Genomic DNA, 24,373 nt, shown 5'->3' on the forward strand with positions numbered 1-24,373 from the left:
CGCGCATGACGTGACGCCCGAACTCCTGCCACTTCTTGTAGCCCATGACGCACGACGCGTTCGGGCGTTGGGCGTAAATCAGCATGACATTGTGAAAGCTGTATCGCGGCACGCGCGCCGCAAACTCCAGGTAGCGCTTGAACTGTTCGCTGTCCTCGAACGTGTCCAACAACGCGTTGAGCCGCTCGAACGCCTCCTGCACCTTCGGGTTCCGGCTGTGCGTCACAAACGCGCGCTGCTCCGTCGCCTCGCCCTGAGCGTCGTCCGGATTGTCCGCCGTCGCAGGCCCACCGAGTGGAACTTCGTCCTCCGTCTCAACGGCTTGAGGCGGCGATCCCGTCTCCGCCCACCGGGCCGCGCTGGACTCATTCAGCCCCAGCGCCCGCGCGCGTTGATAGAGTTCGCGATTCGGACCGTCATAGTCCTCGTTTCCGTACTCCGCTGCAAGGTGACTGGGCACCCGAACCACGGCCTTACGCAGTTCCTCCGCCGAATACGACTCCAAGGGCCTGGCTTTCGGCGCGATCGTCTCAAGCGCACCGTGCGTGCTGATGAGGGGTGCCTGGTCATCCGGAATATCCGGCGACAACAGTGGTCGCTTCAGAAAGCGCTGGACGCGCTCGTCCGACATGACGCTCCAGCCTTTGGGCACACGCCCCGTCCAACCGACCTGACGCAGCAACCACTTGGCGCACACCGGGCCGGCACCGCGGCGAATACTCGGTTCCGCGCGCAGTGTGCGCGTGCAACGAACGCAGTTGGTCACGAAAAATCCCCCTCCGACGAGAACTTGATCTCGTTAGAGGGGGATTTGCAGGGCAGAACGGCACATGACCGCATCAATCGAGCATCGTCGCCACCGCTCGGCGATACGCCTCGACTTGCTCGGCAGCATACCGATGCGCCGGATTCTCGAGCTTTTGCTCCAGCCAATGAGCGAATTCACGAAGCGTGTGGAGCTGCGTTCGGATCGTCGACACCTCGTCTTCCTGACCGCCGGAGTTCGCCCACTGCTCGATCGACCGAAGGAACGCCTCGAAACCGCCCTCGGTCAGTTCTCGATTCCGCTCGTTCTCGAGTTCCCGCAACCTCGCTTCAAGCTCGGCGATCTTGGCCGCGGCGAGTTCCAGATCCCGACGGTCGCGCCGAACCGCCTCCTCCGCGGCGCGCGCGGCCTCCTCTTCCCGAGCCCGTTCCTCTGCTCGTCGAGCACGTTCAGCCGCTCGCTCCTGCCGGATCTGCTCGTCCCACTGTCGTGCCATGTCAAGATTCGCCTTGTACTCCGCAATCGCACGCTCCACGTCCTCCACCTGGAACAACCGACCAACGACCGTGCGCGTACGCCGCGTCTCCAGCTCTTCTCCACCATTGCTGAAGCGGTATTCACGGGTGACGTGAGGCAACCTGGACAGCAGACGTTCCCGATGTCGTGCGGGCACACCCGCGTCCATCATCAGTCGCTTGGCGTCCGTCGCCGTGATACGTGTGGGCTGTCGCGTGACAGTCTCCGTATCGGAAGGCCGACCGTGAGTTGTCACAGGCGCGTCGACCTGATCTCCCATGCCCAACAGCCGTTGCACCCGCTCGTCCGATGACGCAGACCATCCTCGTGGTATTCGGCCCTCAACCCCGACCTGCCGCAACAACAACTTCGCGCACGCAGGCCCGGCACCGCGGCGAATACTGGACGGTGAACGAAGCGGACGACCACAGCGCACACACCTGGACATGAAAAATCCCCTCCAGCGAGAAAATGGTCCTCGTTGGAAGGGGCATTGGAAGACAAAATTGAATTAAAAAAGGCAGAGTGGAACTCCAACATCCACTCTGCTTCCAATTAGGATGCCGTTGATAATGGAGTGCCTACCCATGGAGGTGCAACGAATCTACCTACATTGTACACTTCGAACCCTCGCAAATTCAACACATGGGAAGCCTTCCATTTACAAATACAACAAATGCTTTATCTCACCACCAACACCGCCTGTCTCGCCCGATGCAGCACCCCTGTGCTCACGCTTCCCATGAGCATCCGGTCGAGTCCCTTCCGTCCATGCGTGCCCACCACAATCATATCCGCGTTCACTTCGTCAGCGACGCGGACAATCGCGTCCGCTGGCGCGCCGTATTCGCCGCGGAATGTCACACGCCCAGCATAAGCCTTGAACTTCGTCAGCACCTCGTCCCGAAGCTCTTGCTCAAGAGCCGTCTCCTGCGCCTCTACATCCATGACCGTCGGCATGCCAATCCCAGTCCAAGCATCGGCCGCTGGTACCGTCGGCACGTGCACATACACCGCCACAAGCTCCGCCTCCGGCCACTTGTCAAGCATCTCCGCCACCCACTCGCCAGCTCGCCACGCGCACTCCGAACCGTCCACGGCCCACACGATCGTCTTCATCGCTCATCACTCCAATGTGGCACTTCTGCACCAAAAGGAGAGACGCATTCGGCCACAATGGCGTCCCCCTCCAGAGTGAAACGCATCGGGTCACCATTCCGGAGATTCCACGCCACCCGAACCTTCGGAGGAATCGTCATCCTCCCCAGTCGGCCCACGTGCCGCACTCTCCGACAGGCTCTCACAAGCCTCGCCTCCTGGTTCTGATCTGCTTTCCAGTTCGCGATGGCCCCGTCCCGTTCCTGCCTCTGTGTTAGACTTCACCCGGCAAACTGGCCCCGTCCGCATGCGATGCCTGAGCCAACAGCGCCACAACGGTCAGCACAACATACGCAACCTCAATCACGACCGACACCGTGCCCCAAGTGGCGATACTCCCGGGGAGCGGAAGAACATGATGTCCCACGAACGGCGGCGCGCCACCAGGCGCTGGCCTATGTCCAAAGCGATGCGTGCCCAGACCTCCCGGAGGTCTCCGTGGGAATCCTCGCCTGCCAAACACCAAAGCTCGAAGCCCCGGAATCGAACCCATCCCGAGCTTCGCAAAGGCCGCGCCACCAGAGACCAAAAAACCCAGAATCCACCCCGGCCAACTCCCTTTCCATAAAATCCAGACGAGCGCCACCCATGCCCCGATGGCATTCAGAAGAAAGAGAACCCCGATCCGCGAATGCAGTCCAAACTGGTTGACCATGAGTGCCAAGTGGATGTACCCCACCAAGAACAGCAGAACGCTTCCGAGGATCGCAAACGTCCAGTCCCATCGCGTTCGAACTCGCACCGCGCCCCTCGCCTCCACAAACTCAGAATATTGGACAAGCTCATCTTCAGCTCAAAAGCTCAAAAATAGTTTGAGGCGTTTGGAGCCGCACAACAAGCGTATCCACAAACAAAACCAGGGCCGGCTTCTCCTTCTCTCGGCCCTGATCACGCAGCTATATCTATCCCTGACATCAGTGTATCCCGCTTAGGCATATGCGCAAGCCAAGTACTCCATCAATTCGTGATCTTCTGCACAACCGCGAGCGTCCATCGAATCGCATACTTCGTCGTCGACACGTTCTTGTCCGGATGGGACACTCCTGCAACATGGTTCATCTGACGCTGGCGTCGCGATCAACACAACATATCGGCAAATCCAGTCTTAACTGCTCATATTCCAGTAACCTCAGCGCCCATGGAATATGTGTGTCGGGATACCGACTGAACGCTGTGCCGTCGACGCTGTCGCACCCGATTCCCTGTGCATATCGCATCCTCTTCACGCTATTGACTCGCCCCATATGCACCCACTTCCCGCGTTGCTTGGCCTTCTGCGCAATGGCGGCTGCTGTCGCGCTGAGTTTGAAGGCTGTCGTCCCGCCGATAAAAACCGCCGCAATCTCGTCCCAAGGGATCCAACGCACGCCGTCCTGCAGGACGTAGGCGACAGGAAAGCCAAATGCCCGGATCGTCGATGACCACATCCGGTACAAGCGCGCACTCTCTTCTGCATCCCCGACCACATCCGGGCAAGCCACCCAAAGCACCTCACGTTCGCATTCGCGAAGACGCTCTAACATCCCAACAAACGCTCGCGCATCAAACCCACGAAAACATCCGTTGTCGGCTGCAATCTTCATTCCGCACGGAATCTTGCGAACATCGTTCTTAGCGCCAGGCACCAACAATACGCCGATGTGAGGGTTCTCAGCGTGTCTGTAAACCGTTCGCGTTGCTCCGCTTACCAGCAGCATCATGGATTCTTCCTCCGAACGAAAAACACCTCCCACTCCGCCAGCCAATCTTGCAGTTCGCGAACCTCCAACAACAGATCCGTGTTCACAATCCATCGCCTCCAGACGAAGAATGGTGTCTTCGTCTATGGGGCGTTTGCAGGGCAAACAGCGACCTGGTTGTGGTATTCAGTTCAATGCTGATTGGACAAAGGGAACCTTTGGTTGTCGTTTTCGATGCTCTTTTGTAAAAAGATCCTCCATACTTGAAGACAACGAATACTGAGATCTTAGGCGCTCCCTATTACGTAATCCACAGTAGGAGGTGAGCCAATGGATCTCCAATTGCTAAATGAACACTTCCATAGGGTGACTCATCATATTGACCGGATACGATGGACATTTCCCATTCTCCTCGCAGTCCAATTGGCATCTATCTCGTTGCTATGTGAAAGACTTCCGAAGTTACAGTTTTACAGCCTTGCTGGAGCGACAGTTTTGTTCTTACTGTTGGGCATGTGGGTGCGCCCATACCGAGCGTTTGGTATTTTGATGACTATTTTATTGATGTTTGGATTTACACTTGTGTTTCTGGCTTGGGAGGGACACTGGTCTCCTTGGAAACAGATCACGTGGCTTATCAATCACGCCTTGACCTTGATTTTGGGTACATCGACGTGGATGGAAACCTTGATTTTGCATCGCGTCTTCGTGCGGTGGATCAAGGCAGAAGAAGAGTTAAGTGTGCTACGCAAATTCGATCCTGACGGTGTCCTAACTCTACATGAATTTCTGTATCAGTTACAGGATGTCGTAACCGCGATGGCTCGTCGTGGAGAACACGGGGTTCTCCTTGTCATTGATGCGAACGCTCCATTTTCGTCTGTTGCGGAAGCAGCCATCGAGAAAGTTGCGACCATCTTACTAACCAGTGTTCGCGGTCGATATGACCTTGTGGGTCGGCAGTCCCCGACTCGTTTACTTGTCGCCTTGCAAAATGTTACCGACGCAGGTACCTCAATCATCGAAAATCGGTTGTGGAACGCAATACATGAAGTTCTCACGAATACCGACGATATCGTTCGGATGCGTCGAATCGAGTTGAACGGCCCCTGGGAATCAGTGCACCAAACGCTACAAGAGCATGGGATTCTTCCGGACATCCAAACCTTTACACAACCAACTCTAAGGAAGGCGAGCTCATGAGTGCCTTGCTTTTATTTGTGGCTACATGCTTCTGGGTTCTACTCATGTACTACTCGGTTCTGCTCATTGCGGGGATTGCTTTCCGTACCAAGACATTTACGGTGCAAAGACTACCAACTTATCCAAGCGTATCGATTCTAATTCCCGCCCACAACGAAGAAAAAGTTCTCGGAGATACTTTGCAGGCGATGGTCAAGCTTGACTATCCAGGCCATCTCGAGATTCTCGTCCTGAACGACAGTTCTACCGACCATACCGGCGAAATTGCGGAATCTTTCGCTAGACATTTCCCTCAAGTTCGTCACGTGTTGGTTCCACCGGGGACACCGAAAGGCAAATCGCGTGTCTTGAATTATGGCCTTTCACTCGTAAACTCATCCTACGTCGCTGTGTTCGACGCCGATAATCAGCCCGAACCAGACTCCCTTCGACTTCTTGTTGAAGCCGCGGAACGAACCGACAAGGCTGGCGGGGCTGTGGGCTACGTCAAGACGATCAATGGTGAACGTAACACCTTGACGCGTATGATCGCGTTGGAATTCAGTATTTTTCAGTTGATCATGCAATGCGGTAGATGGGTGCTCTTTCATACAGGCTCTCTAACGGGAACGAACATGATTGTGAAGCGGTCGGTCTTACAAGAAGTAGGAGCCTGGGACCCATATGCGCTCGCAGAAGACGCCGACCTCACCCTTCGAATCACATCCGCGGGTTACAAACTCCCTGTTGTTCCCTCTTCGCGTACATGGGAACAAGAACCTGAGTCTCTACGAGTATGGCTACGGCAACGCACACGATGGATGCAGGGGAATGTCTATCTCATCCTAAAATCATTTTGGTCGCCATCCTGGTGGCGTGGCCGTGTTCTCGTCCATACGCTTCAGCAGCTTGCGATTTATATCTTGTTTATCTTCTTTGTTGTACTTTCCGACACATGGTTTATCCTGGGGTTGATGAACCTTGTCAGCACCCATTTCACCGTACCTCTGCTTCTCATCTGGTTCGAAGCGTGCGTGATTTACGTTGTGCAACTCTATGCCGCTATTGTATTAGACGATCTTGGAAGTCTGCAAAACATCACCATCGCCAATGTGATGTATTTCACCTATGCTCAATTATGGATTGTCATACTAGTGCGAGGGTGGTACCGTCAGTTGAAAACTCGAAAACGAGGCGTTGAAATCGTATGGGATAAAACGATCCGTTTCTGACTCTCATTCCGCCGCGCAATGCCGTCTTAGGCATCGACGCGGCGATCATCGTCTTCAATTCGATGTCATATGCAACTTTCAGTGTTCAAGCCACTCGTACACGGATCAAACCCTTCCGGTAACCTGAAACCACCCCGCAGTAGTGCGATCCATGCGCCATCGGACATCGTTTGCTTAGCTGGAAACACAACCACACGGGTGTTCGCCCATACCATCATCAGCCCACACAAAACCCAGATCGGGTTTTTCACCCACAACAGAACCGATAATCCATTCGCTAAGATCCCAGATCTGTACACCCGTTAGAGTCTCAAGTAGTGGTGTAAAATTCGTCAGTCCCAATTGACGAGAAAGCCACCGTGCGTGTCTACTCAAAGTGTGACCCAACACCAAAAGTAGGAGGCACGCACGATGGCTTCGCTCAATAGCTTCGCAGTTTTGGAATGGATTCGCAAGATGCAAGATGAGGATCACATCGATGTGTTACGTGAACTCATGCAACTGATCGCCCAATTCATGGTCGATGCGGAGGCGACGGAGAAAATCGGCGCGGAGCGTTATGAACGCACAGAGAGCCGCGTCACGCAACGAAACGGTTCGCGCTCGCGCACGTGGGATACGCGCCTTGGAACCGTGGAGCTGAAGATCCCGAAACTCCGCCAAGGTAGCTTCTTCCCCTCCCTGCTCGAGCCCAGGAGACGAGCGGAGCAAGCACTTGCGGCTGTCATCCAGGAGGCTTACGTGAAGGGCGTCAGCACCCGCAAAGTGGACGACCTCGTACGAGCCCTTGGATTGGAGGGCATCAGCAAAAGCGAAGTCTCCCGTCTGTGTCAGCAGATGGACGAGACCGTGCAACAGTTCAAAGAGCGGCCGCTGGAACACGAATATCCGTACGTGTGGCTCGACGCGACCTTCCCGAAGGTTCGGGAAGGCGGTCGCGTGCAGAGCATGGCTTTGGTGATTGCGATTGGGGTGACGGACACCGGTGAGCGAGAAGTGCTTGGGTTTGACGTCGGCACGAGCGAGGAAGGTGCCTTTTGGACGGATTTTCTCCGAAGCCTGAAAGCCCGTGGACTGCGGGGTGTGCGGCTGGTCGTCAGCGACGCACACGCGGGTTTGCGCCAAGCGATTGCCGAGGTGCTCACAGGTGCAACCTGGCAACGATGCAAGGTGCACGCACTGCGCAACGTGCTGAGTCAGGTGCCGAAGAAGGAGCAGGCGATGGTCGCATCCATCCTGCGGACGATCTTTGCCCAATCGTCCCAGGAAGCCGCCCGCGAACAACTTCGGCGCGTCGTGGACGAATTGAAGGGGCGATTCCCGAAGGCGATGGAGATCCTGTCCAATGCGGAAGACGACGTGTTGGCGTTCATGGCGCTGCCCTTTGAGCATTGGCGGCAGATCTGCTCGACCAATCCGCTGGAGCGCCTGAATCGGGAGATGCGGAGGCGGATGGACGTCGTAGGCATCTTCCCCAATCGCGAGGCCGTGCTACGACTCGCAGGCGCTATTTTGCAAGAGCAGCACGAAGAGTGGATGGTGGCACGGAGGTATTTCAGCTTGGAGTCGATGGCCAAGTTGAAACCGAATCAGCCCCAACTCGCGGCAGCGGCATGGTTGCACAAATAGGTGCATGCGGCGAAGTGATGCGACCATGCACACCGAGACTTTGGCCCTAACGAATGAGAATCGACCGCCGAACGCCCGTCAAGGGCGTCGAAGGACGAGCGAAGCGTCCCTTGACGGAGCGTGACGGCGGTCGATAAAGTTCGCCAAGGGTCAAAGCCGACAATGTCACACATAAGGCACGCACGGCGAAATTCCACCACTTGAGACTTTAACCTACCCTCCGTCTCTCGAGTTGTCCATCTGGTGCAACGGTATTACAACATCTCTGACCGTCAAATGGAATTGAAACCCGACTTCCACACTTTGTAGTCATACGAAGTCCCACGAACCCATGACCGACCCGGGTTCGTGGGATCCGCGGATAAGTCGCGTCGTGCCAACTGTCCGCTTGCGCGAGGTTCTACGTTTCGCCGTCTCTGCTCTGCACCACGATCCCATCTGGCATTCTCCTGGTGAGCCATGCGCTCTCGCATACAAGAACCCTCCCGTGGCTTGATGAGGACATTTTCAAGCAGCGGGAGGGCAGATACCATGTGGGGGTGATTTGACGGTTACAGTAGACACGCACGGTGGCTTCGGCGTGAATTCGGGCCGGCCGATATTACACCACCACTTGAGACTTTAACAAGAGGAAGTTCAGCAGTTGTTGAGCGCAGAGAACAAATAGAGGCTGTTTAGCGCAAAATAAAAGTGCAGAACGCCGACACGCAAATCTACACAGCATGGCGGCGCCTGCGGAAATGTGATAGGCACTTGCAACACCACTCTACCAATTCTACCCTTGGGGTTGACGAAGACGCCTCAAGGGGGATGAGAGAGGATGTTGAAAGTGCCTCAGCAGCAGTATATCAAGTTTCTTTACGAGAGTGGGGAGTACTCGATCTCCGAAATTGCGCGGTCTGTGGGTGTCAACTGGCGCACGGCGAAAAAGTACGCGACGCGGGACGACTGGAATCTACGCCTTCGTCCCCGCCGCACGCGCCACCCGGTGCTGGGACCGTACCTTGAAATCATCGACACCTGGCTGCTCGAGGAACAAGCGCTTCCCCGCAAGCAACGTTACACGGCCAAGCGCATTTTTGAACGCTTGCGAACGGAATATGGATACCCAGGCAGTCGTCGTGCAGTGGAGAGATACGTCTCAAAACGAAGAGAAGCCCTAAAGTCCGAAGCAGCGGAAGCCTACGAACGGCTCGAGCATCCCGGCGGAGAAGCGCAAGTCGATTTTGAGACGGCCTACATCGGCCAGGGCGGGAAACTCGTGGAACGGAAAGTGCTCGTGATGTCGTTCCCGTTCAGCAACGCAGCGTTCGCATTTCCCGTGCGGGCGGAAAACACGGAGTGCTTTCTGGAAGCCCTGAAACGTCTGTTTGAGCGCATTGGTGGTGTGCCCAGGCGGATCTGGTTTGACAATCTCCCTGCAGCGGTGGCCGAAGTCGAGACAGGCGGGCAACGCATCTATACAGAGTTGTTCGCGCGATTCGTCGCTCATTACCGCGTCGAAGCCCTGTTTTGCAATCCCTATCGAGGGCATGAGAAGGGGCATGTGGAGAACAAAGTTGGCTATACACGTCGCAATTGGCTCGTGCCGCCGCCGGTGTGCGAAACCGACGCAGAGCTGGAAGCGTATCTCGCCGAGAAGGAAACCCAAGATATGGCGCGGCCACACTACGCGAAGGGAGAACTCATCGCCGAGTTGTGGGCACAAGAGCGCAAGAAGCTGCTTGCGTTGCCGGATGTCCCATTCGAGGTCTTCCGTTTGACGACCTCCCGGCTGAACAAGTACCGCGAGCTGCGATTCGAAAACACGACCTATCCCCTGCCTCAGTGCGAAGCACTGGCGACGGTCTTGCTGAAGGTCAAATGGGATGAAATCGAGGTCCTTTCCAGTGATGGGACGTATCAAAGGCTTGCGGTCTTCCCGCGACCGTACGTGGACAAATCGTTTAAGATCGATTGGAAAGCGGTGTTCGACGGCTATCGCCGGAAGCCGCGCGCTGTGATGTACTCCGACTTGGCGAAGTATTTGCCCGCGTCGGTGCGCACATTTGTGCAAGTGCCGGAGACTGACCTCCGAAAGGCGCGAGTGGGCCTCATTCGCCGCTTGCTCGAGCGGTACGACATGGCGGACATCGGTGAAGTGCTGGAGACGCTTCAGACCCATTCGCATCCCGAAGCGGTGCTGGAACACGCTTTGTATGCTAGGCAGCATCCCGAGTTTCGACCTGCACCTTGGATCGAGTCCCATACGCCAACGGAAGTTTTCGGGTATCGGCCTGACCTTCGGCGATACGACGCCTTGCTGGAGATGAGGATGCGATGAAAGAAGCGCTCGCTCAAGCTTGTAAAAGCCTGCACTTAGGGTATGTGATGGAGACCTATGAATCCATTCCGTTTAAAGATCGCACCACGTTTCTCCTGGGTGTCTTCGAAGCGGAACTCAAGGGCCGGGAAGCCGCGCGGATTCGGCGGCTGCTGAAGAAAGCCCAGTTCCCTCAGGCAAAGCAGTTGGAGGGCTACGATTTCAGCAAAATCAAGTTTCCGCCGCACTGCAGCCGAGAACACCTGACAGAGCTCGGGTTTCTCGAGCGCCGAGAGAACGTGCTCATGCTCGGGCCGGTCGGTACGGGAAAGACGCATTTGGCGATTGCCCTTGGGATGAAGGCATGCGCGAAGGGACATGAAGTACGATTTTTCCGCGTTCACGACCTCGTGGCGACGCTGCAGGAGCGATACCAAGCGGGGACGCTGCGTCGCTTCCTGAGCGAACTGAAGAAGGCAGAGATGCTTGTTCTCGATGAAATGGGTTTTGTGCCTTTTCACAAAGACGGCGCAGAGTTGTTATTCCACGTCATTTCGGATTGCTATGAGCAGCGGAGCGTCATCGTGCGTATTCCGGGAACTTTCGATCACCCATTCCGATAATCCTCGATCACCGATTCCGATAACTCTCGATCACCCGTTCCAAAAACTTTTGGACACTGATTCCGAAAATACTTGGACAGGCATGAGGCCTCGGTAGCTTCCAGTTCATATTGCAGGGTTTCGCTCCCCTTGTGGCGGATATTGTCGTATCCCACGAAAAGGAGTCGGTACCCATGCGAGATTGGAGGACCTCCATGCCAAGGGTTCGAGAGATTCTCAGGTTGCACGCTGAGATGGGCCTCAGTGGTCGGGCGATCGCTCGGAGTCTCGGGATTTCCCCAAGCACCGTCACCAACGTCCTCGGTCGCGTTAAGGCAGCCGGCTTATCTTGGCCGCTGCCCACCGAATTCGACGACGATGCGCTGCTGGAGGCTCATCTATTTCCCTCTCCCTCGGGACGACCTGCGCGCGTTCAGGAGCCGGACTGGAATTACGTTTACAAAGAGTTGCGTCACAAGGGCGTGACCTTGCTGCTGCTGTGGATGGAGTATAAGGCTGCGCACCCGGAAGGTCTGCAGTATAGCCGGTTCTGCGAGCGTTATCGACAATGGGCCAAGACAGTGAACTTGTCGATGCGCCAGACACATCATGCAGGAGAGAAGATGTTTGTGGACTATACGGGGCCGACCGTCCGCGTTGTCGATCGCGTGACGGGTGAGGTTCGCCAAGCGCAGATCTTCGTGGCTGTGCTAGGTGCGAGTGGTTATGCGTATGCGGAGGCTCAGTGGTCTCAGGATCTTGCTTCCTTCATCGGCGGGCATGTGCGTGCGTTTGAATTCTTTGGAGGCGTTCCACAGTTGATTATTCCGGACAACCTCAAAGCGGGCGTGCGGCGAGCAGACCGTTACGAGCCCGGCCTCAATCGCACCTACGCCGAGATGGCGAACCACTACGGGTGTGCCGTGATGCCAGCTCGGCCAAGAAAACCAAAGGACAAGGCGAAAGCCGAAGCTTCTGTGCTGCTGGTTGAGCGCTGGATTCTAGCCGTGCTTCGCAATCGGACGTTTTTCAGCCTGGCAGAGGTCAACGAGGCGATTCGTGAGTTGCTCGTCAAATTGAATGAGAAACCGTTTCAGAAATTGGAGGGCTCACGCAAGTCCCTGTTTGAGACCCTGGACAAGCCGGCCCTCCGCTCTCTTCCACAGCATCCCTACGAGTTCGCTGTATGGCGAACCGCAAGGGTAAACATAGATTACCACATTGCGGTCCATGGGGTCTATTACAGCGTTCCGTATACGTTGGTAGGGCAACAACTCGACGTTCGAGTGACGCAAAACGTGGTCGAAGTGTTTCACAAAGGCAGGCGCGTCGCCAGCCACGTGCGGGCATTTCGCAAGGGTCAACAGGTGACCGAACCGTTGCACCGGCCCAAGGCGCATCAGGCGCACGCTGAATGGACTCCTTCAAAACTCATCACCTGGGCTGAAAGTATCGGTCCCGGCACCGGCACGTTTGTCAAGAACCTACTGGAAACCAAGCGACACCCCGAACAGGGGTATCGCGCCTGCTTGGGGTTGCGTCGTCTTGCCCGGCAATACTCCCATGACCGACTCGAGGCTGCGGCCTTGAGAGCTCTCGCGATCGAAGCCGTCTCCTACAGAAGTGTGAAATCGATTTTGGAGAAAGGGTTGGATCGTGTCGCACTGCCGCCGTCGGGATGCGAGGCCATCTCCGTCCCGACACATGAGAACCTTCGCGGATCTCGTTATTACGCCGGCACATCTGTGGCCGAGCGAGGTTTGACCCTTTGAGCCGCGCCAAAGGCGACTTCACTTTCGCGCTCCAACCCCAACAGGAAATTAGAGGAGGAATCCGTTGTGTTACCAAATCAAACGCTTGAGCACTTGCGAGAGCTCCGCCTGACGGCCATGGCAGACGCGTATATGCGCCAGCTCCAAGACCCCCACATGAGCGCGTTGTCGTTCGATGAACGATTCGGGCTCCTCGTGGATTACGAACGCACAGAACGGCACAATCGCCAACTCGCTCGTCTGCTTCGGGAAGCCCATCTCAGGTTCCATGCCGCACCAGAGGAGATTGACTACAGTGTCGCTCGGGGGCTCGAAGCGTCTGTCGTTCGCCACCTGTTGACAGGACAGTGGATTGCGAACCACCAAAACCTGATCATTTGCGGCCCGACGGGGGTGGGTAAGACTTTCCTTGCCTGCGCTCTGGGAACAGCTGCTTGTCGCCAGGGGTATCGTGTACGGTACTACAGACTATCCAGACTGTTCCAAGACATCGCCATCTCGAAAGCCGATGGAAGTTACCCACGCCTAGCGCGTCAACTGGGGCGTGCAGATCTCCTCATCCTTGACGATTGGGGGCTGGCACCGATGAGCGCGCCGGAGGGGAGAGAGTTACTCGACATTCTGGACGACCGAACCTCGTGTCAATCGACATGTGTGGCAAGTCAGCTGCCGATTGAGGCGTGGTACGACACATTTGCTGACCCCACGGTCGCGGATGCCGTCCTCGACCGGCTCGTCCACCATGCTCACAAGCTCATGTTGAAAGGCGAATCCATGCGAAAATTACGAAATAGCTTGCCCCAGGACAACGAAACTGGTAAATAAGCAGTAGCTGAACGACAGGCCATTTGCCTGTCCAAGACATGTCGGAACAAGTGTCCAAAAGTTATTGGACTGAGTGTCCAAGAGTTATTGGATTGGGTGTCCAAAAGAGTCGGAATGCTCATCATCGTGACATCGAATTTAGAATTCGGACAATGGAACACGATTTTTGGCGAAGAGCGACTGACTGCAGCGCTCGTCGACCGGCTCGTGCACCATGCACACGTGCTGGCATTTACAGGCGAGAGCTACCGGTTGCAACATGCGCTTTCGGAAGCGATGTCGTCATAAGATTCCGACGAACCGTGCCTATGCACAAATCCGCGTCGCTATTCTGCACTTTTGACTTGCGCAAAACAGAGGCGTCGAAAGAGGGGATTGGCTCATGAATAAGTTGTGGTATCTTTCGCAAATTAACCTGTTCGAGGAATTGCCGATTGAAGATTTACAAATGGTTGGTTCCATGGCCCTCATGAGCACAATCAAGAAGGGAACTCTCATCATTAGCCCGAATACCGAGAACAAGAACCTCTATCTTCTGAAGCAAGGGTGTGTACGCCTTTTCAAGGTCAATGAGGACGGAAAGCAATTGACTCTGGGTTTGTTGGGGAAAGGCAACATATTCGGTGAAATCGAGACTTTTTCAACGGTGTCCGGAGACGCTTACGTGGAAGCAATTGATGATGCACTGGTCTGTGTCTTAGACAAAAAGGATTTTGAAGCTTTGCTTATGAAAAGACCGCAGGTAGCTCTCAAACTGATTGCTATTCTTACCCAAAGGATTCGCGAAGTCGAAGACATGTTGGAAAATATCGCATATCGTGATGTCCGTTATCGTTTGCTTTACCTGCTCTCAAAACTAGCCAAGAGATTCGGCCAAGTGAATACAAATGAAACGAGTCCGTATATAAAGCTAGATATGAGTTTATCTCACCAGGACCTCGCCAATATGATTGGCGCCACGCGTGAGTCTGTTTCCGCGACTCTTGCACGGTTGGCCAAAGAGGGCATAGTGACCACAAGCCGCAAGGAGATTGCAGTCAATTTGAAGAAGGCGGAAGAGATAGTCGCAAAACGATGAGCCAAGCGTTACCTGCGCCAGATGGTCCCTGCTTAAAAGAGGTTATCTACTCTGGGTAGAAGATTTAATCCTCAACGATGAACTACTATAGCAAACAAAACAGATGAATAGCCACTCGACGTGAGTGGCTATTCACGAACAACGAACGGACCCTATCCGGGGAAATGACATCCTTACAGAATTAGCGGAGTGTATCCTTCCTTGATATACTTCACGAGGCTTGGATGTCCTCCTGCCTCTCCAAACAATGGGACGCCAGCTTCCTTCACTTGCTCCACAACACCGAATGCATTGGCACAGTACTCACAAGCCCCTGCAATAACCCCGAGTTTTTCAACATGCTTGTAGACATCAAAATACTTATGTTCCGGATTCTTAAACTCCTTAATCCACGTCGTGCCTGCTCCATCGAACATGACCTGGACTGTAAAACCCGCTTCGTGGAGTTCTTGTCCATATAACAGTGCGTGCAGTGCTCTTGCCAACTCCTGCGGACCCGCCTGAACTACGATTAAGAACTTGTCTGCCATCCTCATTCACCTTCCAATCATGACTTTTCTACAACCCAGGTTCCTTTATCAGAAATAGGTGCAACCTGCATCGATATGCCGACTGAGTGCATTTAAACGAGTTAGGCCCTCATCCACTCCGTGTCCGACAGCCTCTTGAAGCTCCTTGATCCTGGACCAATCTTCCGGTTCTTTCTCTCACCAGAACTTGAAATATGTCGTTACGGCTGGATCCCCCATAGGACATCTAGCATGCCTTCGAAACATCAAGCATTCCCCTCCCCTCGTGATGTGAATACCGGCATGATGGACGCCCGGCTAACCAGCGCGCTTCTATATTGCCCCTTTTGCAGTGAGCAATCCGTAATGTACTTCACAATTCCCTGCTGGATCAGTACGATACGTGAAATGTTCGTATAGGTTGCATTGCATCAATCCAGGACGCTCTAATAAGTCGCCGCATCCAAGTTGCCAGGAACCGGTCCTGTCCTTCTCAGGTACATTTCTTCTGTCACACAGGATCAAAGTTGCGATTCAGGGAACCGAATCCACAAGCTCGAGGAGGTTCCGTACGACGTAATCTGGTCGTACTCCCAGTTCTTCATGCGGTTTACCCTGTCGATTGACCCATGCGACAGTGAATCCAAATGCTTTTGCTCCAGCTACATCCCAACCGTTCGACGAGACAAACAAAATTCGCTCTTTAGCTATTCCTAATGCTGAAACCGCCAATTCATACACCAGTGGATCTGGTTTGTATGTTTGCAGTGCGTCCACACTTAGAATGTCGTCAAAATACGACCGCAGTCCAGCATTCCGAACCACAGCCTCGAGCATGTTCGTAGTCCCATTCGACAAAATCGCCAACTTACGGGGCTGAAGCGCGTTGAGAACCTGTGGCACTTCGGGGTAATGTTCCAGTCGAAGATAAGCATCCAACAACCTTTGGACGATGACACTTTCGCACTTCAAATTCAGTTGATTGAGCGTATAGTTCAGTGCATCTCGGTTTACTTCTTCGAAGTTTTCATACCGACGCATCAAAACACGCAGCCAAGTATATTCAAGTTGTTTTTGTCGCCAAACTTGACTGATTGGCTCACCGTATCCTGGAAAGACATCCTCGCATGCATCTACCACGGAATGCACATCAAACAACGTACCATAGGCGTCGAATACAAATGCTGCAATCACCAGAATCCCTCCTTGGACACTGTGTCGCTACTGAAGTGCACTATCCTTTGCATCCGAGTCAATGATAGCGTTCCATTATCCAGCGCAGCACGAGAGCTTGGACACGTCTTTGTCGAACGTGAGGGCTGCAAGTTTGAACCCCTCTGCCATGGTAAGGTATGGTGCCATGGTGTTCTGGAGATCCTCAATAGTCAAGCCGAACTTCACTGCAAGTACCGCCGAATAAATGACTTCACCAGCGTTGTCCGCCACAACATGAACACCGAGGATTTTTCGAGTGTTCGCATCGACCACCAGTTTGAATACACCGGTCGTCTCCCGGTTAACCAGCGCTCTTAGCACGGCAGCTAACGGCAGTACGGATGTCAGGACGTCATGCCTTTTCGATCTTGCTGCCTCCTCCGTCAACCCGACTGTAGCAATGGCGGGCGACGTGAACGTCACGGCCGGCACCACAGACAGGTCTATCTTCCGCTGTCCGCCGCCCACAGCGTATTCGGCCACAATTGCCCCCTCATACGCGGCCACATACACGAACTGTGGCCCCATCGTCACGTCTCCAGCGGCGTAGACATTCGGGTTGTAGGTCCGGAGATACTCGTCGACGAGGACCTCGCCCCGATGGCCGACTTTCACCTGCGCCGCCTGAAGGTTCAACGTCCCACGGCCTACGGCCCGTGGCCACCAACAACGCCTCCGCTTCCACCACCTGTTTCTGGCCGTTCACGATCAGATGAACCCGTTTGATCTGCCCACCTTGTTCCACCCAGCAGAAGGTGGCACCGGTGACAATCCGGATACCCTGTGCCGTAAGCGCCTGGGTGATGGCGTTGGATACTTCTGGGTCGTATGTTTTCAGGACCCGGGCGCCCCGCTGCATCAAGGTCACTTCTGCGCCTAAGCGTTGAAACATCTGCCCGAGCTCCATTGCGATGTAACCGGCACCAATCACCGCCAGACGCTTTGGCACTTCCTGCAGTTCAAGTGCCGTGGTGCTGACGAGATAATCCACATCCATGAGCCCTGGAATGTCCGGTACTGCTGGCGAGGCACCTGTAGCAATGAGGAAACGTCGGGACCGAATCCGCCGTCCGTCCACCTCGACGGTGGCCGGACCCACGAAGCGGACCTCGCCACGGATGAGGTCGAAGCCATATTCGCCGATTGAACAACCTCTCCCGGCTGAAGTTTCAGCTGTGCCAACGATGTCCCTCCTCAATGCTCATCCTGCGGAGTCTGCGGGATTTGGTTCGTGTTTGGCATAACAGGCCCTTTGACCACAACGCTTTCCCCTTCTCGATCCGACGAACATCGCGACCGCCATCAACAGCATCATCCCGCCCAGGATGAAGTACCGATTCGCCGTCAAGAAAGTCCCGGCCGCTGTCAGGCCAAGGGCCGTGAGAATCACCGGCAGCCCACAACACAAAACAGCAGCCAGCGGAATTCCAAACAGTGCCCACGATGAGCCCGTGGAGCAGGCCGACTTCTGCGGATGACCGTCCAACTGTTCCATCGTACCGCCTCCTACAGATCTTTTACATATCAGAGCCTTTTGCAGAATCACGAGCCCTTGTGCGGCAAGGGTTTTTCGAGCACAAAGAAGGACTTCACCCCAACTTGAGAGAAAGAAAATGGTATCCACCAAACCATTTCTACGGGGGCGAAGTCCAACGTGTACATTCGACAAACATGGCTCTTTTCCTTTGACGAATGGATGGAAATTGACCCTTCGGAGCGGCGTGAGCGTTTTTTCTCCGCGCTCGATCTGGGTCCGTATGCCGCGAAGTTGAGAAGTTTGACACCCCAAGGGGCCAAGCCCATCTCTCGCGAAGCCATCTTGCGCGCATTTCTCGTGGCCCCCCTTGAAGGGATTTCGACCTTTACGCAGCTTCACCGACGTCTGGAGAGTGATTTGCGCTTCCGTTACCAGTGCGGTTTCTCCCTTCACGAACCTGTTCCGTCCGTCTCCACCCTAAGCCGCGTCTTTCAGGCCATCGTCGACAAAGGGGTTGCGGAGACACTATTTGCCGAGTTGGTTCGTCAATGTCACGATGAAGGACTCATCGAGGGCGAACACGTCGCCATCGACAGCACGGCGATCCATGCGTATGAGCGGAAACACCCACGCTCAGGTGTCCAGCCCTCCAATCGGGCCAACTGGGGCGCGAAGTTCGATGCCTTTGGCAACAAGCTGGCGTGGTTTGGCTACAAGGTTCATTTGGCGGTCGATGCCAAGAGTGAACTTCCCATGGCGCTCACGGTGACGCCAGCGAACGTCTACGATGGAGAGATGGCCATTCCCCTCATGGAAGAGCTACATCACCACGACTGGCGGATTCGCTTCGTGTTGATGGATGCGGGATACGACCAGACGAAAAACTATGAAGCCGCTCGAGCATTGGGCGCTCAGGCTATCATTCCGATGAATCGCCGGAATGAGAAAGAGCCGCCGGAAGGGATGGATTTCGACGGCACGCCCCGCTGCACGATGGGGTACCGAATGACGTATTGGGGCGTCCATAACACCTGGCTCAAGTTTCGCTGTCCCCATGCGACAGGACATGTCGATTGCCCGCTTGGCATGGCTGCCTGTTCTGCATCGAACTATGGCATGGTCGTGAAGAAGCACATCGATGAGGACGTCCGTCGATACGCGAATCCACATCGCGGCTCTCGGACATGGAAGATGCTTTACGATGAACGGACCGCGGTGGAACGCTGCTTTTCACGGCTGAAAGAGCAGCTCATGCTTGACGACCTGCATGTGCGGGGTATCGAGAAGGTCACAGCGCATGCGTACATCAACGCCAGTGTACTGTTGGCATCTGCTCTGGCGATGCACCGGACGAATCGTCTCGAGCAGGTGGCTTAACCTGATGCTTCGAACGAACACCACTGAAGGTGCGTGATCTATCCACACAAAAGAAAAGGGTTTTTATGGAATACGTTATCTTTCACGAGAAGTGTGCGTGGTTTTCGCTCGCGATGGAATCAGTCATTCTGCAAAAGGCTCATCATAATACCTTAATATAAAGTAGTGTCGATCCATGCCCATGGCAAGTTCGTGTCAAGTTATCGTAGCGGACCTCACTGTGCTAGCCCCTTCTTTCCACAACCCCAACTGCACCCCCTCCGCCCTTTTCAACTTCTCCCGCGCCCGCTTCAGATAGTTCTGCACCGCGCCGCGTGTGATCCCAAGCTCCCGCGCGATCGCCGAGTACGTCATGCCGGACTCGTACGCGAAGAGGCACGCCGCTTCCCGCAGGCTCAGGATCGACAGCCACGCCACAGGTAGGCGCTCTTCCTCTTCGCCACCCTCGCTTGCGTCGTCCCAGTCCATCCACCGCCTTCGCCGCGTCGCCAGCCTGTCCAGGTCCACCAAGTCTCCCACGAGAATCTCGCGCCTCGGTGCGCAGTAATGGCCCTCCATCACCGCCAGCGCGTAGTCAAGCGTCTTCACCATGCTCTCGTACAGGGCGGCGTCGTGATCGTTCTGCTCTCTCCGCGCACGATTGAGGGCTTCACGGATCGACTCGCGGGTGGACTCGTACTCCGCAATTAGGTCGTCCAGATCGCGACGCATGGGTGTGTCCCTCCACAGGTTGTCCACACAGAATCCACAGACTTGTCCACAACCGAGGCATGCCGAGTACAACACGATACGTTCCGTAGCCTCAGTGTTCTGTTAAATCGAACGTATGTGCTCGAAGCTTCGAAGCATCCGGGAAATTGAGCCGACCAACGTCGAACAGATCACGCCGCAGAAAGATTTTCCCGTGAAGGCGTTGCCACCTGCGCAGGCGGTCGAACCAGAACCCGATGAGCGCACGGATTGGCATGTACGAGCCCGCGGCATCGAAGGCCTCAAGCCCGTCATACGCGATGAACACCCATTGGTCGATTGCCGTGAGATGCTCGTCTATCGTATCAAGCGCGTCGCTTGTTTCCTCAAAATTGCGACGAATTGCCGGATACCAACCGCTGACGTCGGCCTCCTCAACGACCGAGACCCAATCCTTCGGGAACTGCTCATGGACGAAGTCGCGAATTTCGGACGAATGGTGCAGAAGACAACGGAGCAGGAGTCCGAACCAAAACGTCCGCCACCCGATCACATCCTCGTTTCTAAGGCACTCGATTACAGACTCAGGACTTGGGAACGGATCGCCATGGCCATAACCACGCACCCAGTTCTGTTGCGTCACAAATTCCGACTCAAGTGTCCGCTCGGGGGAGGTCAAGATGAGCATGACATCCGGATCGGAGATACGACCTTCCATCACTTTCGACTTCGCCGTCTTTCATCCCTCCGCGATGTTTGTTCAACTTATTTGTTCCTATAATAGCACATATATACTGGTTGTCAACACCTAAATTGCCCTTCCTGTCCATCCAAGCCCCTGTTCCAACACCCGCTGCATGCTCCACCGCAAGTCCGGTGAGAGATCCTGCATGTTGCGCAGCGCCCAGTCCAGATAGTCCAGCGGCACGTCCTTCAACGGTATCCCCTTGTGCTTGCCGAACGGCATCACCGCAACTTGGATCGGCGACTCCGCAAAGGCGATGAGCTCGCCCACATCGTCCGGATACCCTGCCTCCAGATACACCCCGAGTTCCCGCTGGAACACATGCGCCGTCACGATCGCGTCGCCGAGCGCCCGGTGGGGTTGTCCCACCTCGACGTCGATCCCAAGCCAGTACCGCAGAACCTGGTTCGAGTGCCGCGGCGCATCAGGCCACAAGTGCTGCGCCAGGCGCTTCGAGCAAATCCACGGTCGCCCCGTCTCCGGCAACATCCCGCGGTCGAACTCCGCGTTGTGCGCGACCAGGATCGCGTCGCCAATGTATCCGAGCACCTTCGGCCATACCTGCGACAAGCGCGGCTTGCCCGCAACGTCGCGGTCAGTGATGTGGTGCACCGCAGAGGCCTCCGGCGGGATCGGACACCCGGGATCGACCAGCGCCGAGTACACGATCTGCGGCTCACGTTCGAGCCCGACCTCGACCAGCGCGAGTTCGACGACGCGGCCGTCTGGTGGAAGTCCTGTCGTTTCCGTGTCTACCACCACGAATCGTGCTTCCTGTAATCTCAACGCGTCCCCTTCTTTCGCTTTGACTTTCTCGACTCAAGATCTGCTCCGACCGGCGGCTTACCCGCCGGCTTCGAGAACACCCGTGCGCCGTACTTCTCCCGAAGATATCGGTCCATCTCCACCGGGTCCATTCGGTAGATGGAGATCTCCGACGCCCCGCTCGCCCGTTCCTTGTGTCGATTCGGCACCGGCGTGCCGTGCTCATGTCTCATCGCCATTGGCCCGTTCGCTCCTCTCGTTTGCATCGCCCCATACGGTGGGACTCGATCGCGGCGCGAACCATCTGGCACATCTCGTCTTCCGATAGATCACTCGTGTCAATGACCAGACCCCGCGCGTACCGCCACTGTTGCTCCGTCTCGTCCTCGTGGGTCCGCATGTCCGGCAGCTCACCATCTCGTGCCAGAATGCGACGCCGGCGCACGAACTCTGAGGCGGTGAGGATGATGACGAGAAACCCGTGCTGGTCCGCCCACACCGCTTCTTCAACCGTTCGTCCATCGTCGATGACGATCGGACTCACAGTGTGCTTCAACACCTCCTCCGCTGCAAGGAGCAGCGGATTTGGTTTGAACTCACGAAGAAACCGCCCGACCTTTTGTAGATACGGCCGCCGCACCGCCTTACTTGCGTCCTTCAGCCACGGCGCCGCAATATCAAGCACGGCTTCGACGGGCGCCGCCATCGAATACCGGACGTAGCCCATCTCCCGTCGCAGGTACTGCGCAACCGTGCTCTTGCCAGCGCCCATCGGCCCCATCAGGAATACGTGCTGGAGTTTCCGTTCCATAACCCTAACCCCTAACGAACGTATGTTCTAATTCTGAGCATAGCGAATACTCGTTTGCAATGCACGTGTCCCAATCGTTACGTTGCGCAAAGGTTTTGGTGAAGAAGCACTTCGATCTCGACCCGAGGATGTTTCCGATCCACCGCAAAGTCCATCTCCTGAATCAGTACCCATCGGTCCTCCGGATAGAGTACGCCTTCGAGCGCGTCCAACAGCACTTTCTCTCGATTATGGGTGTCCATTCGCCGGCGCGACGGCCAGAAATACCACAGCCTCAGCACCACCTTGACCCCGGGCTGCGGCATCGCCCAGCCCGTCATCTGCCGCCACCGAAGCGCAAGATAAGCCGCGTCCCGCCGGAAGCGTTGTGCCTCGGAGGTGAGGACCCGCATCCGCTGGCCCGTCCCCGGATGCACATAGGTCCGATAAGCATGGTTGACGGAAGGCGGGAGCGGCAAGATCAGACGTTGCATATTCGATCGGAACTCCTGTCCATGTTACGAAGCTTGCGGGTTTTTGGATTGGAAGATGGCATCCAGCAACTGCGCAAGGTAGGCTTGTTCGGCTCGATAGCGCTCGTAGAGTTGATTGGCATGGTCACTGTCGCAGTTCACCAGCCACAAGGCCTTCGCGCGTGCAACGCGCTCACCGGCTTGCTTCAACTGCGCCTCGAGGAACTCGAATCGCTCGTTCATGTTTTTCGCCCTCCCGATACTCGTCTCGACAGTCTTCACAGAGCACGCTCCACGGATAGGCCACGGGCTCGCCGCAGAACCGGCATTTAGGTCTCTCCATCATGCGTTGCGGACGTCTAGGCATGCTTGAAATCCCTCTTTCGTTTGGGTCGAAATGTGCCTTCTGGCCTCAAAATGTACTCCTGCACCCGAACCTGGCCGTTGACTTCCATCACGACCTCGAGCACCGTCGGCAACCCTCGTCGCCATTTGAGTGGCCGGGCTTCGACGACTGTCGCTTGTTGTTGTCCCTGCTCATGCATGTTGTGCATCTCCATCACCCAATACCGCGAGCCATTCCAGGACTTTGGACGCCTTGAACCTCGCGACAGTATAACCTTGGCCGACCTCTACGACTTCGCCCAAAGGGCCACTTTTCGGTGTGATGCGAATTCGACATCCTCTGGCGATTCGCGGAATCTTATAGACGACGTAGGCATCGCGATCGTGTTCCATTGCGTCGATACAATCTTCAACGATGCTTGCTAACATCATCAAAAATCATCCTCCCAAGCTTCCGGCGTCGCAGGCGGCTGTCGGCGCTCCGGCGGGTCAACGGGGATCCACACCCGCTCCTTGCGCCATGGCACCAACAGTCGGCGCAAGCGCCGTCGCCAAACCTCGCGTCGATTCATAAGAATCCTCCCTCCGCTCGAGATCCGCTGGATACAAACACCCCACCACCCGGAATCCGATACACGGCTCCGATTCCTCACCAGGCGGCGGAGGCTTTCTGCGTTTGTACCGCTCGCGCCGAGCGTAGAACTCGACGATCTCGCCCGAGCGAAGCGGCGGTTGATACTGAGGCGAGCAATGTCCGAGCTGCAACCACGCGTGCTTCCGAAGCAGATGCCCGTCGCGATCCCGCACATCGTACACTAGGGCCACGAGATCCCGATTCGGTGTGTGCCGACTCCACAAGGCGAACTCCGCCGTGTACCGCTCCAATGTGGCCCGCATGGTCAGCGCCCCCTAACTGGGTCAAGATAGACCACTTGCGACTTCTTGCCGTCGCCAGGATTCGTCACCGTCTTGAGCGTCACCCTGACCCGGGTGCCGACACATTTCCCTACCAGGGATTCCAGCTTTGAGACGTAGTCGTTGTATCCAATCGCCAGCAAATCGTTCTTCAACCACGCAAGGACCTTCTCATTGTCAGCGATGACCCTGTTGTGATAGACCTTTCGCCCCTTCATGGCCCCCTCGTCCACCACAAGCACCAAGAACAAGTGCTTCCCGTCGTTGCCCTTGTTCTTGCGGACTTCCGCTCGCTCCAAGCGGCAAAGGTACTTGCCATCTGGCAACGGCT

General features: G+C 55.8%; 29 protein-coding genes and 1 pseudogene. 10 read left to right on the top strand and 20 right to left on the bottom strand.

The genetic code is table 11. From position 1 onward, the window contains the following. From AC27E8_RS08375 to AC27E8_RS08400, 6 genes are all read right to left on the bottom strand, one after another. A partial coding sequence (locus AC27E8_RS08375) for a DUF6011 domain-containing protein (protein ID WP_487111432.1) occupies positions 1 to 766 on the bottom strand: 766 nt, incomplete at its 3' end. 73 nt (positions 767 to 839) lie between these two features. Then, positions 840 to 1,730, bottom strand: coding sequence for a DUF6011 domain-containing protein (locus AC27E8_RS08380; protein ID WP_487097588.1), 891 nt, complete (start codon positions 1,728 to 1,730; stop codon positions 840 to 842). A 233-nt stretch (positions 1,731 to 1,963) separates the two neighbouring features. Beyond that, positions 1,964 to 2,401 (bottom strand): universal stress protein, encoded by a 438-nt coding sequence (locus AC27E8_RS08385; protein ID WP_487097586.1) that lies wholly within the window; start codon positions 2,399 to 2,401, stop codon positions 1,964 to 1,966. After that, on the bottom strand, positions 2,398 to 2,586 hold the full coding sequence (locus AC27E8_RS08390; RefSeq protein WP_487111434.1) for an AbrB/MazE/SpoVT family DNA-binding domain-containing protein: 189 nt from the start codon (positions 2,584 to 2,586) through the stop codon (positions 2,398 to 2,400). The genes AC27E8_RS08385 and AC27E8_RS08390 overlap by 4 nt, the downstream gene beginning before the upstream one ends. A gap of 68 nt (positions 2,587 to 2,654) precedes the next feature. Next, positions 2,655 to 3,182 (bottom strand): hypothetical protein, encoded by a 528-nt coding sequence (locus AC27E8_RS08395; RefSeq protein WP_487097583.1) that lies wholly within the window; start codon positions 3,180 to 3,182, stop codon positions 2,655 to 2,657. A gap of 313 nt (positions 3,183 to 3,495) precedes the next feature. Continuing rightward, positions 3,496 to 4,140: a hypothetical protein gene (locus AC27E8_RS08400; protein WP_487097581.1), complete on the bottom strand. Its 645-nt coding sequence runs from the start codon at positions 4,138 to 4,140 to the stop codon at positions 3,496 to 3,498. Between the two features lie 309 nt (positions 4,141 to 4,449). Here AC27E8_RS08400 and AC27E8_RS08405 point away from each other — a divergent pair, with 309 nt between their 5' ends. The 9 genes from AC27E8_RS08405 (at position 4,450) to AC27E8_RS08445 (ending at position 14,741) form a co-directional block, all read left to right on the top strand. Further along, positions 4,450 to 5,322 (top strand): hypothetical protein, encoded by an 873-nt coding sequence (locus tag AC27E8_RS08405; protein WP_487097580.1) that lies wholly within the window; start codon positions 4,450 to 4,452, stop codon positions 5,320 to 5,322. After that, positions 5,319 to 6,533 (top strand): glycosyltransferase family 2 protein, encoded by a 1,215-nt coding sequence (locus AC27E8_RS08410; RefSeq protein ID WP_487097578.1) that lies wholly within the window; start codon positions 5,319 to 5,321, stop codon positions 6,531 to 6,533. The genes AC27E8_RS08405 and AC27E8_RS08410 overlap by 4 nt, the downstream gene beginning before the upstream one ends. Positions 6,534 to 6,944: 411 nt before the next feature. Next, positions 6,945 to 8,162, top strand: coding sequence for an IS256 family transposase (locus tag AC27E8_RS08415; protein ID WP_487097577.1), 1,218 nt, complete (start codon positions 6,945 to 6,947; stop codon positions 8,160 to 8,162). Positions 8,163 to 8,982: 820 nt separating this feature from the next. Further along, entirely contained in the window at positions 8,983 to 10,485 is a 1,503-nt protein-coding gene (gene istA, locus AC27E8_RS08420) for an IS21 family transposase (RefSeq protein ID WP_487097575.1), read from the top strand. Continuing rightward, positions 10,482 to 11,087, top strand: a complete 606-nt coding sequence (locus AC27E8_RS08425) for an ATP-binding protein (protein WP_487097573.1) — start codon at positions 10,482 to 10,484, stop codon at positions 11,085 to 11,087. Before istA (AC27E8_RS08420) ends, AC27E8_RS08425 begins: the two co-directional genes overlap by 4 nt. Positions 11,088 to 11,281: 194 nt before the next feature. Then, positions 11,282 to 12,838 (top strand): IS21 family transposase, encoded by a 1,557-nt coding sequence (gene istA / locus AC27E8_RS08430; RefSeq protein ID WP_487097571.1) that lies wholly within the window; start codon positions 11,282 to 11,284, stop codon positions 12,836 to 12,838. A 66-nt stretch (positions 12,839 to 12,904) separates the two neighbouring features. Continuing rightward, the gene (gene istB / locus AC27E8_RS08435) at positions 12,905 to 13,663 is read left to right on the top strand and encodes an IS21-like element helper ATPase IstB (RefSeq protein ID WP_487097569.1); all 759 of its coding nucleotides are present in this window, start codon (positions 12,905 to 12,907) and stop codon (positions 13,661 to 13,663) included. 63 nt (positions 13,664 to 13,726) lie between these two features. Beyond that, positions 13,727 to 13,951, top strand: a complete 225-nt coding sequence (locus AC27E8_RS08440; protein ID WP_487097591.1) for an ATP-binding protein — start codon at positions 13,727 to 13,729, stop codon at positions 13,949 to 13,951. Positions 13,952 to 14,045: 94 nt separating this feature from the next. Beyond that, on the top strand, positions 14,046 to 14,741 hold the full coding sequence (locus AC27E8_RS08445) for a Crp/Fnr family transcriptional regulator (RefSeq protein ID WP_487097567.1): 696 nt from the start codon (positions 14,046 to 14,048) through the stop codon (positions 14,739 to 14,741). A 173-nt stretch (positions 14,742 to 14,914) separates the two neighbouring features. Here the strand turns inward: AC27E8_RS08445 and AC27E8_RS08450 are convergent, their stop codons facing one another. The 4 genes and pseudogenes from AC27E8_RS08450 to AC27E8_RS08465 all read right to left on the bottom strand — a co-directional run bounded on the left by AC27E8_RS08450 (position 14,915) and on the right by AC27E8_RS08465 (position 17,960). After that, positions 14,915 to 15,271 carry a DsrE family protein gene (locus AC27E8_RS08450; protein ID WP_487097565.1) on the bottom strand — a complete coding sequence of 119 codons (357 nt, stop codon included), beginning with the start codon at positions 15,269 to 15,271 and terminating at the stop codon, positions 14,915 to 14,917. A gap of 513 nt (positions 15,272 to 15,784) precedes the next feature. Continuing rightward, complete coding sequence (locus AC27E8_RS08455) at positions 15,785 to 16,444, bottom strand: haloacid dehalogenase type II (protein WP_487097563.1); 660 nt, start codon at positions 16,442 to 16,444, stop codon at positions 15,785 to 15,787. Between the two features lie 75 nt (positions 16,445 to 16,519). Continuing rightward, a pseudogene (merA, locus tag AC27E8_RS08460) lies at positions 16,520 to 17,609 on the bottom strand (mercury(II) reductase); the annotation flags it as partial. 57 nt (positions 17,610 to 17,666) lie between these two features. Then, complete coding sequence (locus tag AC27E8_RS08465) at positions 17,667 to 17,960, bottom strand: hypothetical protein (RefSeq protein WP_487097561.1); 294 nt, start codon at positions 17,958 to 17,960, stop codon at positions 17,667 to 17,669. A 159-nt stretch (positions 17,961 to 18,119) separates the two neighbouring features. Between AC27E8_RS08465 and AC27E8_RS08470 the strand changes: the two genes are divergently transcribed. Further along, positions 18,120 to 19,319: a transposase gene (locus AC27E8_RS08470; RefSeq protein WP_487097559.1), complete on the top strand. Its 1,200-nt coding sequence runs from the start codon at positions 18,120 to 18,122 to the stop codon at positions 19,317 to 19,319. A 195-nt stretch (positions 19,320 to 19,514) separates the two neighbouring features. On the opposite strand, the gene AC27E8_RS08475 is transcribed toward AC27E8_RS08470, so the two are convergent. From AC27E8_RS08475 to AC27E8_RS08520, 10 genes are all read right to left on the bottom strand, one after another. Beyond that, positions 19,515 to 20,030 carry a sigma factor-like helix-turn-helix DNA-binding protein gene (locus AC27E8_RS08475; protein WP_487097557.1) on the bottom strand — a complete coding sequence of 172 codons (516 nt, stop codon included), beginning with the start codon at positions 20,028 to 20,030 and terminating at the stop codon, positions 19,515 to 19,517. 91 nt (positions 20,031 to 20,121) lie between these two features. After that, entirely contained in the window at positions 20,122 to 20,727 is a 606-nt protein-coding gene (locus AC27E8_RS08480) for a hypothetical protein (RefSeq protein ID WP_487111436.1), read from the bottom strand. Positions 20,728 to 20,817: 90 nt separating this feature from the next. Further along, positions 20,818 to 21,540: a putative quorum-sensing-regulated virulence factor gene (locus AC27E8_RS08485; RefSeq protein ID WP_487097555.1), complete on the bottom strand. Its 723-nt coding sequence runs from the start codon at positions 21,538 to 21,540 to the stop codon at positions 20,818 to 20,820. Continuing rightward, positions 21,537 to 21,758 carry a hypothetical protein gene (locus tag AC27E8_RS08490; protein ID WP_487097554.1) on the bottom strand — a complete coding sequence of 74 codons (222 nt, stop codon included), beginning with the start codon at positions 21,756 to 21,758 and terminating at the stop codon, positions 21,537 to 21,539. The genes AC27E8_RS08485 and AC27E8_RS08490 overlap by 4 nt, the downstream gene beginning before the upstream one ends. Continuing rightward, positions 21,749 to 22,330 carry an AAA family ATPase gene (locus tag AC27E8_RS08495; protein WP_487097553.1) on the bottom strand — a complete coding sequence of 194 codons (582 nt, stop codon included), beginning with the start codon at positions 22,328 to 22,330 and terminating at the stop codon, positions 21,749 to 21,751. The genes AC27E8_RS08490 and AC27E8_RS08495 overlap by 10 nt, the downstream gene beginning before the upstream one ends. 77 nt (positions 22,331 to 22,407) lie before the next feature. Beyond that, positions 22,408 to 22,803 (bottom strand): RusA family crossover junction endodeoxyribonuclease, encoded by a 396-nt coding sequence (locus AC27E8_RS08500; RefSeq protein ID WP_487097551.1) that lies wholly within the window; start codon positions 22,801 to 22,803, stop codon positions 22,408 to 22,410. A 24-nt stretch (positions 22,804 to 22,827) separates the two neighbouring features. Continuing rightward, the gene (locus AC27E8_RS08505; RefSeq protein WP_487097550.1) at positions 22,828 to 23,025 is read right to left on the bottom strand and encodes a hypothetical protein; all 198 of its coding nucleotides are present in this window, start codon (positions 23,023 to 23,025) and stop codon (positions 22,828 to 22,830) included. 294 nt (positions 23,026 to 23,319) lie between these two features. Next, the gene (locus AC27E8_RS08510) at positions 23,320 to 23,562 is read right to left on the bottom strand and encodes a hypothetical protein (protein ID WP_487097548.1); all 243 of its coding nucleotides are present in this window, start codon (positions 23,560 to 23,562) and stop codon (positions 23,320 to 23,322) included. A gap of 54 nt (positions 23,563 to 23,616) precedes the next feature. Next, positions 23,617 to 24,024, bottom strand: a complete 408-nt coding sequence (locus AC27E8_RS08515) for a hypothetical protein (RefSeq protein WP_487097546.1) — start codon at positions 24,022 to 24,024, stop codon at positions 23,617 to 23,619. 2 nt (positions 24,025 to 24,026) lie between these two features. After that, the coding region (locus AC27E8_RS08520) for a DUF669 domain-containing protein (RefSeq protein ID WP_487111438.1) at positions 24,027 to 24,373 on the bottom strand (347 nt) is incomplete at its 5' end.

Source organism: Alicyclobacillus sp. CIJ1, assembly GCF_057538885.1.

What these genes read in the sequence shown, in the direction of transcription:
- AC27E8_RS08380 (WP_487097588.1), bottom strand. Translation starts at nt 1,730, where the DNA reads ATGTCCAGGTGTGTGCGCTGTGGTCGTCCGCTTCGTTCACCGTCCAGT.
- AC27E8_RS08415 (WP_487097577.1), top strand. Translation starts at nt 6,945, where the DNA reads ATGGCTTCGCTCAATAGCTTCGCAGTTTTGGAATGGATTCGCAAGATG.
- AC27E8_RS08385 (WP_487097586.1), bottom strand. Translation starts at nt 2,401, where the DNA reads ATGAAGACGATCGTGTGGGCCGTGGACGGTTCGGAGTGCGCGTGGCGA.
- AC27E8_RS08500 (WP_487097551.1), bottom strand. Translation starts at nt 22,803, where the DNA reads ATGCAACGTCTGATCTTGCCGCTCCCGCCTTCCGTCAACCATGCTTAT.
- AC27E8_RS08490 (WP_487097554.1), bottom strand. Translation starts at nt 21,758, where the DNA reads ATGGCGATGAGACATGAGCACGGCACGCCGGTGCCGAATCGACACAAG.
- AC27E8_RS08410 (WP_487097578.1), top strand. Translation starts at nt 5,319, where the DNA reads ATGAGTGCCTTGCTTTTATTTGTGGCTACATGCTTCTGGGTTCTACTC.
- istA (WP_487097575.1), top strand. Translation starts at nt 8,983, where the DNA reads ATGTTGAAAGTGCCTCAGCAGCAGTATATCAAGTTTCTTTACGAGAGT.
- AC27E8_RS08480 (WP_487111436.1), bottom strand. Translation starts at nt 20,727, where the DNA reads ATGGAAGGTCGTATCTCCGATCCGGATGTCATGCTCATCTTGACCTCC.
- AC27E8_RS08405 (WP_487097580.1), top strand. Translation starts at nt 4,450, where the DNA reads ATGGATCTCCAATTGCTAAATGAACACTTCCATAGGGTGACTCATCAT.
- istA (WP_487097571.1), top strand. Translation starts at nt 11,282, where the DNA reads ATGCCAAGGGTTCGAGAGATTCTCAGGTTGCACGCTGAGATGGGCCTC.
- AC27E8_RS08425 (WP_487097573.1), top strand. Translation starts at nt 10,482, where the DNA reads ATGAAAGAAGCGCTCGCTCAAGCTTGTAAAAGCCTGCACTTAGGGTAT.
- AC27E8_RS08445 (WP_487097567.1), top strand. Translation starts at nt 14,046, where the DNA reads ATGAATAAGTTGTGGTATCTTTCGCAAATTAACCTGTTCGAGGAATTG.
- AC27E8_RS08465 (WP_487097561.1), bottom strand. Translation starts at nt 17,960, where the DNA reads ATGGAACAGTTGGACGGTCATCCGCAGAAGTCGGCCTGCTCCACGGGC.
- AC27E8_RS08450 (WP_487097565.1), bottom strand. Translation starts at nt 15,271, where the DNA reads ATGGCAGACAAGTTCTTAATCGTAGTTCAGGCGGGTCCGCAGGAGTTG.
- AC27E8_RS08475 (WP_487097557.1), bottom strand. Translation starts at nt 20,030, where the DNA reads ATGCGTCGCGATCTGGACGACCTAATTGCGGAGTACGAGTCCACCCGC.
- AC27E8_RS08515 (WP_487097546.1), bottom strand. Translation starts at nt 24,024, where the DNA reads ATGCGGGCCACATTGGAGCGGTACACGGCGGAGTTCGCCTTGTGGAGT.
- AC27E8_RS08400 (WP_487097581.1), bottom strand. Translation starts at nt 4,140, where the DNA reads ATGATGCTGCTGGTAAGCGGAGCAACGCGAACGGTTTACAGACACGCT.
- AC27E8_RS08495 (WP_487097553.1), bottom strand. Translation starts at nt 22,330, where the DNA reads ATGGAACGGAAACTCCAGCACGTATTCCTGATGGGGCCGATGGGCGCT.
- AC27E8_RS08505 (WP_487097550.1), bottom strand. Translation starts at nt 23,025, where the DNA reads ATGAACGAGCGATTCGAGTTCCTCGAGGCGCAGTTGAAGCAAGCCGGT.